12 protein-coding genes are annotated in these 19,289 nt (G+C 43.9%); 10 read left to right on the top strand and 2 right to left on the bottom strand.

The genetic code is table 11. The features are described 5' to 3' along the window. The coding region (locus AC37HE_RS15685; RefSeq protein ID WP_500783855.1) for a sensor histidine kinase at positions 1-910 on the bottom strand (910 nt) is incomplete at its 3' end. Further along, positions 910-2,274: a sigma-54-dependent transcriptional regulator gene (locus AC37HE_RS15680; RefSeq protein ID WP_500783853.1), complete on the bottom strand. Its 1,365-nt coding sequence runs from the start codon at positions 2,272-2,274 to the stop codon at positions 910-912. The genes AC37HE_RS15685 and AC37HE_RS15680, both read right to left, overlap by 1 nt. Before the next feature lie 177 nt (positions 2,275-2,451). Between AC37HE_RS15680 and AC37HE_RS15675 the strand changes: the two genes are divergently transcribed. The 10 genes from AC37HE_RS15675 to AC37HE_RS15630 form a co-directional block, all read left to right on the top strand. Then, positions 2,452-3,792, top strand: coding sequence for a TolC family protein (locus AC37HE_RS15675; RefSeq protein WP_500783852.1), 1,341 nt, complete (start codon positions 2,452-2,454; stop codon positions 3,790-3,792). A gap of 195 nt (positions 3,793-3,987) precedes the next feature. Further along, the gene (locus tag AC37HE_RS15670) at positions 3,988-5,238 is read left to right on the top strand and encodes an efflux RND transporter periplasmic adaptor subunit (protein ID WP_500783850.1); all 1,251 of its coding nucleotides are present in this window, start codon (positions 3,988-3,990) and stop codon (positions 5,236-5,238) included. 69 nt (positions 5,239-5,307) lie between these two features. Beyond that, the gene (locus AC37HE_RS15665) at positions 5,308-5,670 is read left to right on the top strand and encodes a four helix bundle protein (RefSeq protein ID WP_500783848.1); all 363 of its coding nucleotides are present in this window, start codon (positions 5,308-5,310) and stop codon (positions 5,668-5,670) included. Between the two features lie 69 nt (positions 5,671-5,739). Next, a complete protein-coding gene (locus AC37HE_RS15660) occupies positions 5,740-6,438 on the top strand; it encodes an ABC transporter ATP-binding protein (protein WP_500783846.1) in 699 nt (232 codons plus the stop codon). A 24-nt stretch (positions 6,439-6,462) separates the two neighbouring features. Further along, a complete protein-coding gene (locus tag AC37HE_RS15655; RefSeq protein ID WP_500783844.1) occupies positions 6,463-7,164 on the top strand; it encodes an ABC transporter ATP-binding protein in 702 nt (233 codons plus the stop codon). Between the two features lie 77 nt (positions 7,165-7,241). Continuing rightward, on the top strand, positions 7,242-9,632 hold the full coding sequence (locus AC37HE_RS15650) for an ABC transporter permease (RefSeq protein WP_500783843.1): 2,391 nt from the start codon (positions 7,242-7,244) through the stop codon (positions 9,630-9,632). Between the two features lie 26 nt (positions 9,633-9,658). Further along, the gene (locus tag AC37HE_RS15645) at positions 9,659-12,019 is read left to right on the top strand and encodes an ABC transporter permease (protein ID WP_500783841.1); all 2,361 of its coding nucleotides are present in this window, start codon (positions 9,659-9,661) and stop codon (positions 12,017-12,019) included. Positions 12,020-12,058: 39 nt separating this feature from the next. Next, positions 12,059-14,524, top strand: coding sequence for an ABC transporter permease (locus tag AC37HE_RS15640; RefSeq protein WP_500783839.1), 2,466 nt, complete (start codon positions 12,059-12,061; stop codon positions 14,522-14,524). A gap of 20 nt (positions 14,525-14,544) precedes the next feature. Further along, positions 14,545-16,866, top strand: a complete 2,322-nt coding sequence (locus tag AC37HE_RS15635) for an ABC transporter permease (protein ID WP_500783837.1) — start codon at positions 14,545-14,547, stop codon at positions 16,864-16,866. Between the two features lie 12 nt (positions 16,867-16,878). Beyond that, a partial coding sequence (locus AC37HE_RS15630; protein ID WP_500783835.1) for an ABC transporter permease occupies positions 16,879-19,289 on the top strand: 2,411 nt, incomplete at its 3' end.

Here is a 19,289-nt window from a genome sequence, read left to right as displayed (position 1 = left end):
TTTCTGGCTTTGGTAATCGGGTGAATTTGCGGTACGACTCCACAAAGCTGATCAAACCTTTGCCTTGTTCCTTGATGATATCCAGTCCACGAATGGTATTTTGAATCAGTTTGTCGCTGACTTCTGTTGTTACAATTGGTTTGCCATCCTTTTGGTAATAGTTGCTCAGGCTTTCGGATAATGAGGTGACCGGGGCAATCGAATTCATGATTTCGTGGGTGAGCACGCGAATCAGTTTCAGCCACGAATCCAGCTCTTTTTCGTCCAGCTCGCGATTAATGTCTTGTATTGAAAGCAGGCGAAGTTGGTTATTCTGGTTTTTAAAAGCTCCCGATTTGATCAGTAAAGTGGTTGTTCCCTGCTTGCCGGTGTATTGCACCAGTTTCTGTTCGTTGGGTTGAATTTGCTGAAGCATCTGCGCCAGTTTTTCATCTACTTTTTCCAATTGCTTCAGGTGAGTGAGTTGCTCCAGTCCAAATAGGTTTTTCAGGCTTTGGTTGGCATGCAGGACAAAACCTTTCTCGTTGAAGGACAGGATTCCGGTGCCGACCTGCTCGATTAACGCCCGGAAATAGTGCTCCTGTTGCTGTGAGTCGATCTTCACTTGCTGGATATATTCGTTAATCAGCTGCATGTTCTGATGCAGGTTTCGGATGATGGCACTTTTATCGCGCGGTTCGAAATTTTGGCTGAAATCTTCGTTCCTGATTGACTCAAAAAAGTAGTTGATGCGTTCCGTTATTTGGTTTTGGTAGCGAATAAGATGAGCAATCTGAAACAACAATCCCACTCCCAGCAGAACAGACCACAGGACATGCTGACCGGTGAACACCGACCAACTGAGAGCGAATGCCCACACAGCTACAAAGGCTGCTTTCAGACCAACTTGAAACCGGTAGGATCGAAACATCAGAGTTCGAATTTTTTCATTTTATTGTACAAGGTTTGACGGGTTATACCCAGCATCTCTGCGGCAGCACTGATGTTGCCGGGGCTCTTTTCAAGCGCTGCCAGGATCAGACGTTTTTCCATATCTTCCAGCTTCAGCGTGTCGGTGTCGTTTTTGATCCCGGTAACCGGGCGCAGGAAAAAGTCGTCCGCTTTCAACACATTGTTCTCGCTTAAAATTACAGCTTTTTCAATACTGTGTTCCAGTTCCCGGATATTTCCCGGCCAATTGTATTTCAACAGCTTCTCCTGGGCTTGGTTATTCAGCTTCAGGGAACGCTTATCGTATTTCCAGGCGTATTTTTTCAGGAAGAAGTCAGCGAGGATGAGAATGTCGTTTCCCCGATCGCGTAGAGGGGGAATTTCAATCTGGATGGTATTGATCCGGTATAGCAGGTCTTCGCGGAACAAGCCTTTTTCGACCAGCTCCGGAAGGTTTTTGTTGGTGGCGCAAATCAGGCGAATATCAACCGGGATGGGCTGGTTGGATCCGATGCGGGTAATTTCGCGGTTTTGCAGTGCCGCCAGCAGTTTGGCTTGCAGATGGAATGACAGGTTTCCGATTTCATCCAGGAACAGCGAGCCTTTATTGGCAACTTCGAACTTGCCGGTTCGATTGTCCCGGGCATCGGTAAAAGCGCCTTTCACATGGCCAAAAAGCTCACTTTCGAAGAGTGACTCGCTCACAGCGCCCATGTCCACGCTTACCAACATCTCGTTATTGCGGTTGGACAGACGGTGAATTTCCCGAGCTATCAGTTCTTTGCCCGTTCCGTTTTCGCCGGTGATCAGCACATTGGTGTCGGTTTTCGCCACCTTTCGAACAATGTTCAGCACATGCATCAATTCCGGAGACGAACCGATAATGAAATTCTCCTCCTTGTTAATCACCTTTTTCAGCTCTTGTTCTTTTTGCTGCAGACTTTTCACCTGGTTGCGCGACATGCTTAGCTGGACTGCCGAATGAACCGTCGCCAGCAGTTTGGTATTGTCCCAGGGTTTTAAAATGAAGTCGGTGGCTCCCGATTTCAGTGCCTTCACAGCTAACTCAACATCACCATAGGCGGTGATGAGTACAACTGAAATTTCCGGATAGTTCTCCTTAATTTGGTTGAGCCAGTAAATGCCTTCGTTACCTGTGTTCACGCCGGCCTTAAAGTTCATATCCAGCAGTACCAGGTGGTAGCAATTCTTGCGCAACCCGCTGATCAGTTGGTTGGGCGAGGAAAGACATTCAACCTTGTCAAACTCGGGCGTCAACAAAAAGTCGAGTGCACTGAGTACGCTTTTATTGTCGTCGACAATGAGAATATTCCCTTTCGGCATTTTTTCTTTCAAAGTTAGATGAAGGACCGATTGAATTCAAGGATGTGTCAAAAAATAGTACACTTTTTTGTCAAAATATTTTACGATCCTTAAGCTTATATAAATTTAAGTTGCCTATAATTAGTGTTTTATGATTTTGGCATTGTTCTCGATAGTATTAGGCTGAATGAATGAATTATGAATCGAACCAAATCCATCTTATTTGCTCTGAGTCTTGGTTGCCTGCCGGTTATGCTGCAAGCCGCCGAACCCTGGAGTTTAAAAAAATGTATTCAGCATGCCGTTGCCAATAACCTGGAGCATTACCAGTACGGGTTGAGCGAGGAGTCGTCGGTTATTTCGTCGCGGCAGGCCAAATTCAATTTACTACCTTCCATATCGGCGTCTTCCGGTGCAGGAGTTAGCTATGGGCGGGCAATCGATCCAACTACATACGATGTGATTAACACGGAGTTTTTCAATAGTTCGTTCAACTTGGGAGCGAGTGTGGCTGTTTTTCAGGGATTTGTTCTTCAAAATAAAATAGGCTATGCCAGGTTTGTGCGCGAAGCCGAACGGTGGCAACGAGTGAATCACGGCGACGATTTGGCTTTTAACGTGATGACTGCTTATTACAACCTGGTTTATTATGAAGGACTGGTTGAAATTGCCCGGGAACAACTGGAACTGTCGGAATACAATGTTGAGAAAACAGAAAAATTAATAGAAACAGGCCTCAAAGCTAAAACGGATCTGGCCGAAATGCAGGCTGCTTACGAGAAAGAAAAGCTGAACCAAATGCAGGCAGAGAATAAAGTTGAGGAGTCTCGCCTGAAGCTTGTTCAGTATTTAAACCTGCCCACAGGCCAGTCAATTGATGTATTGAACAGCAATGCTGATTCATTGCTGTTCCCGGACAATCAGCCAGAGGCAGATTCGCTCTATGAGGCGTATGTTGCGCAGTCGGCCTATGTAAAAGTTGCCGAAGCACAGCTGAATGCAGCGAATAAACAAGTTGCTATTGCCCGCGGGCAATATGTGCCTTCGCTTTCGTTGCGGGCTTCGGTTAGTAGTAGTTATTCGGAAACCGATTTGGATGCCGATGGAAACATCATCCCGTTTCGTACGCAGCTCGATAACAATCTCGGGCAATACGTTGGGGCATCCCTTTCGATTCCGATTTTCGCCAAAAACCAGCTGAGAAGCAATGTACAACAAGCCAAACTACAACGAGAACAAGCAAAAACCGAACTGGAAACGTACCGGCAGGCCGTGTATTACGAGTTGATGAACAACAGCCGTGAACTGGAGGCTCTGTTCCAGCAGTACGCTCAAACCGGGAAACAATACGAAGCAGAAGCTCTGGCTTACCGTGTAGCGCAACGCAAATACGACGAAGGAATCATGAATGTGATCGATTTGCTGACGGTAAAAAACCGGCTGGCAGAGGTAAAAGCGTCGCGCTTGCTGGCCCGACTTCAGTTTATCATGAAAGATAAAGTGATTGAATTTTACAAGGGAAATCGTTTTTGGGAATAGCCCCTCCTGACCTCCCCGAGGGGGAGGGAAAGGGAGACAGGACAAATTGTTATGAATGATATTTTGCAAAATAATGGAACTGATGAGTAAACAAATATTCAAAAACGAATTAATTACTAAAATTGACGGTGACGTCCGGGATGGGGCCTTTTTTACTCCCATCTTTCGGAGGGGCCGGGGGAGGCTACTATGTCAATGGATCGCGTTATAGAGAAGAAAAAGGGATTGAGGCCCAAGCACCTGATTTGGGGAGCAGGTGTGGTTGTGTTGTTGGTGCTGTTATACCAAATCCTTTTTGCCAGTCACGATTCGGTTTTTCGGGCCGAGCGGGACAAGCTGACGATCAGCACTGTTGAAAACGGCCAGTTCAACGACTACATCACGATCATTGGGCAGGTTGAACCAATCACAACGATATACCTTGATGCAGAAGAAGGCGGCCGTGTGAAAGAGCGCTTGATTGAAGAAGGGGCGATGGTGAAAGCTGGGGATGTGATCCTGCGACTGGAAAACCGTCAGCTGTATCAAACCATTCTGAATAGCGAGACTGACCTGGCTGAAAAAGAAAATTACCTCCGCCAAACGCGCATCAACTTTGAGACGGAGTTGATTTCGAGTCGCCGGAATATTCTGGATAACGAGTATAGGCTGACCCGCAAAAAGCGGACTTTTCAGCAGTACGAGAAACTGTATAAAGAGGAGTTGATTTCGAAAGAAGACTACCTGCAGGCGAAAGAAGATTACAACTACGAGGTGAAGCTGTTGGAGATCAATAAGCAGAAGGCGAAAAATGATTCGCTGATTCAGTTGACCTCGATGAAGACGCTGGAAACCGACTTGCTGAAGATGCGTCAAATGCTTGGCCTGGTGCGGGAGCGACTCGATAACCTGAATGTGAAAGCTCCGGTCGATGGGCAACTGGGGATGTTGGATGCTGAGATCGGACAATCCATTTCACAGGGGCAACGGATCGGAATGATTCATGTGCTGACGAGCTTTAAAGTGAAAGCTAAGATTGATGAGCACTATATTGACCGGGTTCGTCGCGATTTGTCTGCCTCATTCGAGAGAAATGGTGTAAATTACGAAATGATTGTCAAGAAAGTATACCCGGAAGTTCGTGACGGACAGTTTGAGATCGACCTGATATTTGAAGGCGATAAGCCGGAGAATATACGTGCAGGGCAGACCTATCACGTGAAGCTGGAACTTGGGCAGAGTGAAAGTGCCTTGCTACTGTCGCGTGGCGGATTCTTCCAGAGTACAGGTGGGCAGTGGGTTTTTGTGCTAAATGAGAACGGCACTGAGGCGGCAAAACGTTCGATCCGAATCGGCAAGCAAAATCCGCAGTTTTATGAAGTGTTGGAGGGACTTCAACCGGGAGAACAGGTGATCACCTCCAGCTACGAGCTGTTTGGGAACAACGATAAAATCGTGTTTAGGTAGGAGCGGGGAGCAAGGGGCGGGGAGGTAAGAGCGAAGAGTTTGAATTAATGCAATTTAAAACATAAACTTATGGCTCACTTTAGATTTATGGATTTGGAGATCTGGAAGGATGCAGTTGATTTGAACGACAAACTTTCGGATTTAGCTGAAGCGATGTCAGATGCAAAAAGCTTTCGGGTGGCGGAACAACAGAGGGCGGCGTCTTTGAGCATTTCAAACAATATCGCGGAAGGTTCCGGCTCTTTTTCATCAAAGGACTTTGCCAACTTCTTAAATATAGCCCGTCGCTCTGTGTTTGAATCGGCAAATATTTCAATAGTCGCTCACCGAAGAGGATTTATTGGAAAAGCGAAACTTGACGAGATCTTGGAGGAGATGGAAATTCTTAGTAAAAAGATTACAAATTTTAGAAAAGCAATATTAAAAAACTGAGCAATTGAGTAACGGCCATTGGACTCAGTGCCCTTTGCCCTAAGCTCTTTGCTCTATGCCATTACAGCTATGATACGAACAGTAAACCTAACCAAAGTATTTCGCACGGAAGAGATTGAAACCAGTGCCTTGAATCAAGTGAGTCTTCACGTTCAAAAAGGTGAGTTTGTAGCCATTATGGGACCATCGGGTTGCGGCAAGTCAACCTTACTCAACATCATTGGCCTGCTCGATAATCCTTCGGGTGGTGAGTATTATTTCGACAGCCAGGAGGTCGGCAAACTGAAAGAACGGAATCGCACCCAGTTACGGAAGGGCAACATCGGTTTCGTGTTTCAAAGCTTTAACCTGATTGACGAGTTGAATGTGTACGAGAATGTTGAACTGCCGCTGATCTACCTGAAGCTGAAAGCTGGTGAGCGGAAAGCCATGGTTGAAACGGTCCTCGAACGCATGAAGATTAGCCATCGGCGCAAACACTTTCCACAGCAGCTATCCGGAGGTCAGCAGCAGCGTGTTGCCATTGCCCGGGCAGTGGTAGCCAACCCCAAGCTAATTTTAGCGGATGAGCCAACCGGTAACCTCGACTCGAAAAACGGTCTGGAGGTGATGAACCTGCTTACGGAGTTGAACCGCGAAGGAACAACCATCGTGATGGTAACCCACTCGTTGCACGACTCCGAATTTGCACACCGTGTTGTCAACCTGTTCGACGGCCAGATTATTACAGAAGAAGTGAAGAAGCAAATGGGCGAAGTCCTTTTATAAAAGACCGAATAAAAACCAACGACAATGATACAACTCAAAAACATTTTCAAGTACTACGATAACAAGTTTCAGCGCAGTTTTGTGTTGAAAGATATTAACCTCACAATCAACGAAGGCGAATTTGTATCGATCATGGGGCCCAGTGGTGCCGGGAAGTCAACCTTACTCAATATCATCGGCATGCTCGATGAAGCCAGCGAAGGCGAGTATTTCTTTTTGGATCAGGCGGCACACGGTTTAAAGGAGCGTAAGAAAGTCGAATTTCATCGCAATTATGTCGGATTTATTTTTCAGGCCTTTCACCTGATTGAAGAGATGACGGTATATGAAAATATTGAAACACCGCTGATCTACAAAGGAGTAAAGAGCAAAGAACGTAAGGCGTTGGTGGCCGATATGCTCGATCGGTTCAATATGGTAGCGAAAAAAGACCTTTATCCTTCACAGCTGTCCGGCGGGCAGCAGCAGTTGGTGGGAATTGCGAGAGCTATTGTTGGTAAACCAAAGGTGCTACTGGCTGATGAGCCAACCGGGAATTTGCACTCCGAACAAGGTATGAAGATTATGGAGCTGTTGAAAAAGCTCAACGAGGAAGAAAAGATTACCATCATACAGGTGACGCATAATGAAGACTTTGCTCAATATGGCAAGCGCATAATTCGCATAGCTGACGGGATGAAGAAAAGTGATGTTGAGGTCTCGAAAAGTGAAATCGGTGTTCAATAAATCGTGAAGGATCATTTGCTGCTGCAAGAATTTTCTGGAGGAGGAATTACGATTTGAGTGACTAAAAAACCAAAACCATGAAAAAAATCTATATCAAACTAGCCATACATAATCTGCTGAAGCGGAAAAACAGTATTGCGATTAGCCTGATTGGCTTAGCAATCGCTTTTGCAGCTATTTTCCATATTTACTCGATCCTGAGTTTTGAAATGGGGTACGATGCCTACAATACCAAAGCTGATCGGATCTACCGGATTAGCGGGGATATAGTGGCTGCCGAAAATACCATGACACATGCTGTGCTCGGTCCGCTGATGGGGCCCGGCTTGAAAAACGAGTTTCCGGCAGTAGAAGCCTTCACCCGGTTGGTTCCGGTACACCAGGCAGTTAAGCTGGAAGCCGATCAAAAGATATTTGAAGTTGATGAAGTCTACACTGCCGACTCTTCAGTGTTCAATGTTTTCAGCTTTCACTTTGTTTATGGTGATCCGCGACAGGCACTTCGTAATCCCAACGAAATTGTTATCTGCGAAAGTTTAAGTCACAAATTTTTCGGGACAGACGACCCTATTGGAAAAACGGTAATCCGGGATGGACAGCCTTTGACCGTTGCGGGCGTTGTTACGGACAGTCCGCAAAATGCGCATCACAAGCTCAATGTCTTATTTTCGATGGGCAATCAATGGAGCAACCTGTCCGGTATTCCGGCGATAAAACTTTCCGAGGCCTATTGGATGCCGACCTGTTATGTGTTTGTACTCTTGCAACCACATGCGAAAATTGAAGACATAACCGATAACTTTCAGCCCTTCTACGATAAGTACATGGCAACCTTTGGAAAGGCTATCAACGCTAAATTTAAACCGGTTGCTATTCCGCTGAGGGATTTACATTTTTCGCGTAACATGAGTTACGATTACCCGAAAGGGAGTCGCACTTATGCTTACATCTTTATCGTTATTGCATTTTTTGTGCTGTTGACTGCCTTTATCAACTACACGAATCTGCTGGTATCACATAATTTTGTGCAGGCCAAGTCTATCGGTATCCGGAAAATCAATGGTGCCAGTCAATGGGGAATCTATTTGCAATTTCTTATGAATTCCGTATTTGTACTTGCTGTGGCGCTGGTTTTTGGCGGTTTGCTGTATTGGATTTCTTTGCCGGTCTTCGCCGAGGTTTCCATAATCCATGCTGTTCCTTTGTCGTGGCCAACGATTATTGGTTTATCCGCCTTGCTGTTAGTGGCTCTTGCAGTTTTAGCATCTTTCATTCCGTATCTTAATCAAGCGAAAAAGACGGGGTTAAAGCTCCTTGTAAGTCGAGGGTCGGTGAATTCGAATAAAGGGCAACTGAGTTTTGGCCGCATATCCACGGTCGTGCAATTTTCGCTATCCATCATTTTACTGATTGCCGCTTTGACCATTACTAAACAACTGAATTTCCTGACAAAAAGTAACATGGGCTTCGACCAGGAGAATGTGGTTTTGGTGAAGTTGAATAAAACCATCTGTAATCCGCAGGCGGTAGCCTCACTGAAACAAGAAATGGAGCGCAATCCGTTTGTTGAGTCCGCAGCCTTTTCGGCACACTCGCCCGGCGAAGTTTTGGGAAGTTTGCATTTCCAGATTGATCGGGATGGCAAAAAAGTGTCGAAGATTGTTAATAGCATGGGTATCGACTACGATTATATCCCACTGATGAAGATGGAGTTGGCCGAAGGTCGTAACTTCGATATAAGCCGCGCCGACGATAACTTCAAGTCGGTGATTATTAATGAAGCGGCTGTTGATTTTTGCGGATTTACTCCGCCCGTAGCTGACAAACAGATTGAAGGCATAACCATCGTCGGTGTTTTAAAAGATGTATGCTTCAACTCCCTACATAATCAAACCGAGCCGTTGCTGTTTTTTCTCGACGCGCAAAAAGTCGGATATCTGAATGTGCGGCTGAAAGCGAATGCGAACCTGACAACGGCAGTTGAAGAGCTGCAACAGGTTTGGAAATCCTTTTACAAGGACGAACCTTTTGATATGCAGTTTCTCGATAGCCGGGTGAAAATGCTGTATAACGACGATTACGCCAAGAGCAAATTAATCAAGGTCTTCACCTTTGTTATCTTCCTGATTTCGCTAATGGGGCTTTTTAATGTGGCAATGATGCAAACCCGGCAGAAGACCAAGGAAATTGGTATTCGGAAAGTAAACGGAGCCCGCGTATCCGAGGTCATGAATATGCTGAATCGATCCTTTCTTTTATGGGTGGCCATCGCCTTTGTTATTGCGATCCCGATTTCGTGGTACGCCATGCACCGTTGGCTCGAAAACTTTGCATACAAAACCGAACTAAGCTGGTGGATCTTTGCACTAGCAGGTGTGGCGGCTCTTATCATAGCCTTTTTGACAGTTAGCTGGCAAAGTTGGCGGGCTGCGACCCGGAATCCGGTGGAGGCATTAAGGTATGAATAAGTAAAATCTCCCGAGAAAATAGTATTATGAACACTAATCTGAAAATCTCACTTCGATCGATAAAGCGAAACAAAGTTCATTCTCTTATCAGCATCATTGGTTTGGGAATTGGCTTAGGAAGTATTTTTCTGCTTTCGTTATTATACATCCACAATAAGTCATTTGATAACTTTATTAATGACAAGAAGGATGTTTATCGGGTGATACAGGGAAATTCGGCTCAAACGGCTTATCCTCTGGCACAACAGCTTAAAGAAGAAGATCCTGCTGTTATCAACTGCTTCCGTTATTATCAGAAAAAGGAAGTAGATATAAAAGATGCTAAGAATCAGGTTGTTAAGGACGATGATTTTGGTTTTGCAGATGCTTCCTTTTTTAATATGTGGGGAATAAAAATGGTTAGTGGGATTCCCGCTCAGAACAAAAAAGAGGTTGCCATATCTCAAGAAATAGAGCAGAAATATTTTAAGGGTGAAAGCGCCTTGGGGAAGCAACTAAACATTCGGCTGAACGATGAATTCTTATCATTTACCATATGTGGTATTTATCAGAATTTCCCCTCAAACTCTACGCTTGCTCCTAAGTTTGTTGCTAATATTGAAGAGAGTGGAGAAGCTCTGGGCTTTAAACAGAAAATGTTTGGAGCTTATAATTCTGACTACGATGAATTTAAAAACTGGAATAAGGCTACTTTTTACACCTACTTGCAGTTAGTACCATCAACAAATCCGGTAGAAGTAGCGGCATTCATGCAAAAATATACATCGTTGGTTGACGATGATAAATTAAAAGATAAGAACTATTGGCTACAACCGGCAACGGATGTTTATCTTAATACGAATATTGAAAATTCTTTTTTCTCAAGGTTAGGAAATTCAAAAGACCTGATGTATTACCTGGGGATTGCTTCACTGATATTATTGATTGCAATCATCAATTATGTTTTTCTTAACAAGGCCAAAATAGAATCTCGATTACATGAAATAGGCTCCCAAAAAGCATTAGGTGCATCGAAGAGGCTTCTTTATCTGCAGATTATCTTAGAATCGAATGTCGTCGTTCTTCTAAGTTTAATCCCGGCTATCATTGTTGTTCTTCTGGGAATGCCTTTTATTAATAACACGCTGAATCAGACACTTGGATTTCATGTATTTGGTCATTGGGCGGCATGGTTTGTATTGATTACAATAGTTTTTCTTACCGGAACAATATCAGGTTTATTCATTTCCCGTGGAACAGTAAGTGTGCCATCTATATTGTTGCTAAAAGGAAAGAAAACCAATAGACCCAAACGAAGAACATGGAGCAATGCCGTATTGAGTGTGCATTTCGCCATTTTTATTGTACTTATTTCCGGAGTAATCACATTAAACAAACAACTACAATTTGCTTTAACAGACTTTACAGGTATTGATCCTGAAAATGTGCTGGTCTATGAATTAAACTCAAACGATCTTAGTAAACAGTTTAATGTTATTAAAAATGAAGTGGACAAATTGCCTGGTGTTGTAGCATCGGCAGGTTCTTCATTTATTCCTCCTTTTAATGACTTTTTACCCATTAATTTAAAAGATAAAGATGGTAACAAAGTTCGGTTCGATGGATTAATTATGGGGCAGGGAATGATTAATTTGCTTGGCATCCAAGTTGTGGAAGGAGAGGCATTTGGAGATTATAAAGCCGGTCCTCCTCAAATTATTTATAATGAATCGGCTGCACGACAATACAACCTTAAAGCCGGGGAAGATTTCAGTAATCTAAAGGTTAGAGCCATTGTTAAAGATTTCAACGCACACTCCATGCGAGATCTCATTCAGCCAATGGTAATCATTCAACAGCACCCCGAAAAAATGCGGCTTCTGGTAGTTAAAACAACAGGCGTAAATAATGTCGGGATCTCAACATCAATACACAAAGTGCTAACAACGATTGCTCCTGAAAACACGGTAAATAGTTATCTGCTGACCGAGCAAATCAATCATTTTTACTCTTCAGAACAGAGTCAGGCCAAACTGATAAATGCTTTTGCCTTTTTAGCAATTGTTTTAGCAGTTATGGGATTGTTGGGAATGAATTATAATGCGATGCTTCAGCGGACAAAAGAGATAGGTGTTCGCAAAGTAAATGGAGCCAGAGTAGGAGAGATTCTAACTCTTTTTAATAAAGACTTTGTTAAGTGGGTAATAATAGCTTTTGTGATAGGTACTCCAATAGCCTATTATGCGATGAGTAAATGGCTGGAAAACTTTGCATACAAGACTACATTAAGCTGGTGGATATTTGCGCTGGCAGGAATGCTGGCTTTGGGAATTGCATTGGTGACGGTGAGTTGGCAAAGCTGGAAGGCAGCAACGCGGAACCCGGTTGAAGCGTTGCGATACGAATAAAAACGTCGACGAAATGAATAACCCCTATACCGAAGAGAAATGAACGTATTGATCAACTTTATATTCCGGCGGATTTGGAGCAATAAAACCAACTTCCTGATCAACCTGTTGGGCTTGAGCATTGGTATGATTGCCTTCCTGTTTATCGCCGTTTGGATCATCTCGGAGAAAAGCTACGATCGGTTTTGGGAAGGTGCGGATAGGTTGTACCGGGTTGAGTTGCAACGCAGCGCTGCCGACAACGATTTAATGAATACTGCACGGAATTTTAATGGCGTGGGACCTGTACTTCGGAATGAGTTACCCGAGATTGAGGCTGCAACTCACCTGGACAAAGATATTATCACGGTTTTTACATCAACGGCCAGTGTTCAGAACATCAATATGTTTTTTACCGATTCGTCTTTTTTTAAGGTTTTTCCGAGACCATTAAGAAGTGACAATCCTGAGCACATTTTTGGTGATATTCACAATGCCATTATCAGTCGTTCGCTTGGACAAAAGTTGTTTGGATCTACAGATCCACTGGGACAGTCGTTCAAGTTGAATGAAGGTTGGGAATTTAACGTGGTGGCTGTTTTTGACGATGTTCCGGAGAACAGCCACATTAAGTTCGACCTCATACTGCATAGGAAAGCGCTGTTGTACTACATGCGAAACTTTGATTATTCTACCGGGAGGCTCGATAATAGTCAGTTATCCTCATTTACAGAGGCCGATCCGTATTCCGAATCTCAATGGAGAGGCACCCGTGGTTACACTTATGTGAGGTTGAAACAGGGAAGTCGTATTAAGGAGGTGGAGCAAAAATATGCCGGGGCAATTGTTCCCTGTATTACTCAGTTTGCTGCGAATAACGAAACAATTCACTTCGCTTTCAAACCCGTAACTGAGATCCATTTGTCGGAGAGTAAAGAGGGCGAAATGTTTGCCAATGGAAGTCGTGTGAGACTTTTGGCTTTTGTTCTGATTGGCTTTTTGCTGCTTATTACATCGCTGCTGAATTATGCGAATATAGCGGTTGCCTCATCCATGAGCCAGATCCAAAGCCGGGGAATACACCGTATTTTGGGAGCCAACCGGCTGGTGTTTTATTTGGCTGTCTTGTTGGAGGCTTTCGTTTTCAACCTGATTGCCGGGTTGATTAGCCTTTTGCCTGCAGTTTTTTGCCTGAGACAAGGCTGCATAATTGCCGGGTTCGAGTTTTTCCCAATACCCCTTGGAAGTATTATCGCGATACTTATGGGCCTGGTCGTTGCAGGAACACTGTTAGGTTCGGTTTATCCTTTCCTGTTCCTGGAGCGATGTTTAATTGAGGCGAACACCAGTCTGAAACCAGATTCCAAGAGAGGTGGTGTTCGTTCAACGCGTGCACTGGTTGTCTTTCAGTTTGCCGTCTCCATCTTTTTGATCATTGGAACGATTGCGATATTTAAACAGCTGCAGTTTATGGAGCAAAGCTCGACAGGCATGAACATGGAGCAGACGATGGTTTCGTTCAGCCCGATGACCATGATTAAAAAGCCCGATGAGTGGTCGAAGTTGCAGACCTTTCGCAGTGAAGTGCAAAAAATATCGGGTGTAAAGGCATTCACGACGGCTGAGATTGAGGCAGGAAGTGATTATCATCGGTCAAGCGACCGGGTTTGGCTGCAGGAAGGTGGTGAAAGCCGGCTCCCGTTTGCCATTGCCCACGTCGATTATGATTATTTCAGCTTTTTCGATATTGTTCCGGTAGCTGGAAGATTGTTTGATGCAGAGTCGAAAAAGGATCGAACTGAGGTCATCATTAATGAGTCGGCTTGTCGTCAGATCGGCTTAAGTCCGGTCGAGGCAGTGAACCGGTTTTTGCAGGTCGATGGCATTCCGCGGCGTATTGTGGCGGTTGTTAGGGATCACCACCAGCTTTCGTTGCGCGAGGCGATTAAACCAGCTTTATATTTCAACAGCCTGAACTGGCACCGTACTGTTGGTTACTACTTTATAAAAATTGCTCCAACCGGTCAAGCTGCGACGATTTCAGCAGTTAATAATTTGTGGCGGAAGCTGTATCCTCAGGAAAAATATCATTTTTCATTTTTAGATGAAAATTACCAGGCTGCATACCAGACTGATGTCAATTTCGGACGAATCTATTTGCTGTTGGCACTTCTGACGATTTTTATTGCCTCCATGGGGCTCTATGCGTTAGCTCGGTTTGCCTCCAAAGTTCGGGTCAAGGAGATCGGGATCCGGAAAGTCAATGGGGCCAAAATATCCGAAATACTCGTAATGCTCAACAACGATTTTGTCCGTTGGGTAGCTATTGCTTTTGTGATTGCTATGCCTGTTGCTTACTACGCGATGCATAAATGGCTCGAGAGCTTTGCTTACAAAACCGAACTCAGCTGGTGGATTTTTGCCTTGGCTGGCATACTGGCGCTGGGAATTGCCCTGTTGACGGTGAGCTGGCAAAGCTGGAAGGCAGCCACGCGGAACCCGGTGGAGGCATTGAGGTATGAATAATAAACGAAAATTTGTTGATAATGCACAATCTTTTAAAACTAGTCGTTCGAGCCCTTATCCGGCAAAAGAGATTTCTGATTTTTTCAGTGGTCAGCCTTTCCGTGTGTTTATCACTGGTTCTGCTTACGTCAGCTTATTACGCTTACGAGATAAGTTCCGATAAATATCAAAGTAACTATGAGCGGATTTACCGACTTGTAAACACTCCCAAAAAACAGGTCACACTCGATGAACAATATTACAGCACATTACTAACAAGTGTTAGTGGCGTAGATAAAGCCTGTAGAATTAACATTTTCGGTTCGATGTTAAGCTCGAAAGATATCGTACAGAAGATTGATAATCTTGTCATTGCCGATTCTACTTTCTTCGACCTGTTTGATTATAACATTTTAATGGGCTCAAAACAGCATCTTCTGGATGTACCCAATAAAATTGTGTTGTCAAAATCGCTTTCCGTGAAACTGTTCGGTACAGAAAACCCACTTGGAAAGCCAGTTAAACTGAATATGGTTACAACTGCCTATGTGTCGGGAATTTTTGATGACATAAAGGAAAAATCGCATTTTAAATCAGATGCTATTGTTTCGTTGTACACCGATAATCTACCATGGAGTGGGGGGAATTTTTGGAATCAAAAGGGAAAGTGGAAGGTCAGGCTTTACAGCTATTATTTATTGCTGAATAAGAAGGCGGATACAGCAAGCGTAGCAACGCAGATTAAAGCTACGTATAATTTCCCGTGGTACAGTTTTACGCCAAACATTGAAATGCAACCCCTTTCCGATATCTTTAACAATAACACTTATAGGGATGCGGGAATCAGTCATCTAAATAAACCACTTCTTTGGCTGTTGTTCTCGATTACATTGATTGTAATAGTCATTGCAGGGATAAACTACATTAATCTGAGTTTATCGAATTTGAATGCCGAATCGAAAACGGTAAGTATTCTTAAAGTTAATGGTGCTCTTCGAAATAATATGTTTCGGTACTACGCGGTATCCGGGGGATTGGTTCTTTTATTATCCTTTTGTATTGCCATTATCTTGGCTGGAATATTTCAACCATATTTTAATCGCTTGGTTGGTTCCGAATTCCGCCTCAATATTCTGACAGACAGTTCTTATCTGGTTTCGTTTATTGGAATTGTCGCTATCTTGTTTCTCATTGTTGGATTATATCCGGCCTGGTTGTTTTCGGGAATCAATCCCATAAGTTTGTTCCAGGGAAAAATAGCTGGCAAGATTCGGCTTAGCTCGTTTTCAAGAGGATTGCTTGTTTTTCAGTTTGCTACGGCCATTGCCTTAATTGCTTCTGTACTGATGATTTTCAAGCAAATTCATTACATGAAAAATAAGAACCCCGGCTTTGAAACGAGTTATCTGATCAAACAGGACATTCATTATTCCGTTAAGAATCCGAAAACAATAAAAACTTATGCAGCCGAATTACTTAAGAATCCGAATATCCTGAAATTGTCTTTATCGGATGGGGTGCCTCTGGATATTCATTCATACAGTGACCAGGAAATTAACGGAAACGAGGTGAAATACAATAACATTGATTGCGATACTGCTTTTTTTAGTGTTCTGGATATGAACCTTCTTGCAGGCAGATCCTTTTTTGACTCGGACAAAAATGTATGTATTATAACAGAGAAACTTGCCAAAGAATGTGGTTTCGATGATCCACTCAATGAAAAAATTGGTGACGACCAGATTGTTGGATTGATGGCTGATTTTAATAGTATGTCCATGCGTGAGGAATTAAGTGGAGTGATGTTTAGACCAGTAGGTCATTCCATTTCGAATGTTTCTTTTCGGATAACCGGAACCAATATCCCACAAACTATTTCTGCGATCGAGAAATTATGGAACGAGTTTTTCCCGGATTATCCGTTCAACTACCAGTTTTATGACGATTTAATTGCTCAACAATACGAAAAGGAACAGAAGTTAGCAGATTCAATCAGCATCATTGCCGGATTAGCTATGTTTCTATGCTGTCTTGGCCTGCTTGGCCTGGTTTTGAATATGGTGGAGAACCGTATCAAAGAAATCGGTATCCGCAAAGTAAACGGAGCACGTATCTCCGAGATCCTGACAATGCTTAATCGAGATTTTGTAAAGTGGGTACTGGTCGCTTTTGGAATCGCCACACCTGTTGCTTACTATGCCATGAGTAAATGGTTGGAAAACTTTGCTTACAAAACCGAACTCAACTGGTGGGTTTTTGCCTTGGCCGGCTTGCTGGCTTTGGGAATTGCCCTGCTTACGGTGAGTTGGCAAAGCTGGAAAGCAGCTACCCGGAACCCGGTGGAAGCATTGCGGTACGAATAAAAACCGATAGCTATGTATACGATAAAACAGCTCCTAAGACTTATAAATAAAAACAAAAGAACAACGCTGCTGCTGATCTTTTCGTTATTTGTTGGACTGACGACTTATATCTTGATTTCGGCTCGTGTAAGTTACCACCAGTCGTTCGATCGACAGGTTCCCGGTTACAAAAATATCTACAGGGTTGTATCATCCGCCTACACCGATCATGTTTTGACGGTTAGTCAGCCCCGTAGTCAGCGGGCGTTGGGTGAAACGCTGAAGGAAGACTATTCGGAAGTGGAAGCTACTGGCTACCTTTGTGGCCTTGTTGAAAATCATTTCAAGGTTGGCGACAAAGCTTTTACTGATGACCACGCTTATCATTGCTCAACCGGTTTTTTGAAGCTATTTGATATTAAGTCGCTGCAGGGTGACGTACAAAATTTGTTGACAAGGCCTTACACTGTTATCGTCTCCGAAAGCTTTGCCAAAAAATACTTTCCGGGAGAAGACCCTGTTGGCAAAAGCATTTTGCAATATCCGGGTGGGCATCTCGAGGTTGAGGCTGTTTTCAAAGACTTACCAGCAAATTCACATTTTCATGCCGACATGCTGTTGTCGTTTCACGATAACATGCATTTACCGCCGCCCCTGAAAGCGAATTGGGGAGAGTTCGCGTTTTATACCTACCTGAAGTTGTCTCCGTCGGCCAATATCAAGAAGATCAAGGAGGCGATGTCGGAGATTTCGCTCGAGCACAACCAAAATAACATGAAAGACTCCCGTAGCCGGTATACCTTTGATTTGCAACCGCTGGCGAGCATTCATACCCATTCCCATCTTAAAAACGAGATTGAGCAAAATATCCGTGGCGATTACCTTTCAATTTTAAAGCTGATCAGCATTTATATCCTGATAATTTCCGGCTTCAATTACGTTTATTTTTCGCACACGCGCATCCTCAAAAACTCAGTGCAATATGGTATTCGGAAGGTATTTGGAGCAAAGCCCGCTGCGCTGTTCCGGTTCTTCCTTGCAGAGTCAGTTCTCATTCACATGGCAGCTGTGTTCTTGTTCCTGATCACTTACGTTTTGTTGAAAAGCATCCGGTTATCGCTGTTGCAGGAAACCGATCTGAGCAGCTTGTCTACTGAGTTTTGGGTGGGAGTCGTGTTGGTCTTTCTGGCCAGTGTTATTCTCAATCCAATGATTATCTTATTATCCATTTACCGGAAGAAATCGCTGTCGCTGTTGTCTCGCCAAAAATTGAATTACAGCTCTGGCTACTCGTACCGACAATTACTCACAGTCGTTCAATTTGTGATTATTGTTTTCCTGTTGACCTCGATTGTTGGAATTCAAAAACAGTTGAACTACTTAAAATCGCGCGACACCGGAATTGACGTCACCAATAAACTGGTCATAAAATCGCCGGCAAATCTGTGGCGCACCAACAAACGTTTTGTGAACCTCGAAGCTTTTGAGCAGGAACTTACGAAGCTTCCGGCAGTAAAAAGTTTGTCAATTTCGAACATTGTTCCGGGCGATGTCCCTTCGTTCAACTTTAGCGTCTCGAACGGTCAGAGTGGTAGCTCAGTAAAAACGGCAGTATTTTTGGCTAACCGGAACTTTGTGAACGCCTATCGTATGAAAATGATTGCCGGTGAAAGCTTTTTCGACCAAGGATGGAACGGAGCTGAAAAGGTGGCGAAGGGATGCATTCTGAATGAAACTTGCTTGCGCCAGTTAGGCTATTCGAATGCAGAAGAAGCGATTGGGCAAAAACTGGCTCTTGATGATGAAAGCGGGTTGGATAATATTGAAACCCTTGTGGCCGGAGTTTGTCAGGACTTTAACTTTACATCAGTCAAAGAAGCTCCCGGGCCGGTAATTCTGTTGGACTGGACACAAAATATTATGGTCGGCCGATACACCCTCGAGCTTTATCCGAATATCGATAAAACCGCCTTGCTTGCTGAGGTTGGTGAGCGATTTGCAAAAACCTTTCCCAATTTTTCATTCGATTACTTCTGGTTGGATAATTTCTACAATCAGCAGTTTGCACAGGAAAGTTCCGTGGAGCGAAGTCTCCGGGAGTTTGCGCTTCTCTCAATTATATTGGGTATTCTAAGCCTGTTTTCAATGGTTTGGCATATGTCGGTCGCCCGGATTAAAGAAGTTGGTATTCGAAAAATTAACGGGGCCAAAACGAGTGAGATCATGGTCTTGCTGAACACCGATTTCATGAAGTCAGTGCTCATTGCCTTTTTGATTGCGGTGCCCATTTCCTGGTATGCAATGCACCGATGGCTCGAAAATTTCGCCTATAAAACCAACCTCAGCTGGTGGATTTTTGCTTTGGCAGGTCTGCTGGCGCTGGGAATCGCGATGCTGACTGTCAGTTGGCAGAGTTGGAAAGCTGCCACCCGAAATCCGGTTGA

It is taken from the genome of Mangrovibacterium sp. (assembly GCF_059905295.1).
The sequence above is the reverse complement of the archived record's forward strand: the minus strand, read 5'-3'. Positions and strand labels throughout refer to the sequence as shown.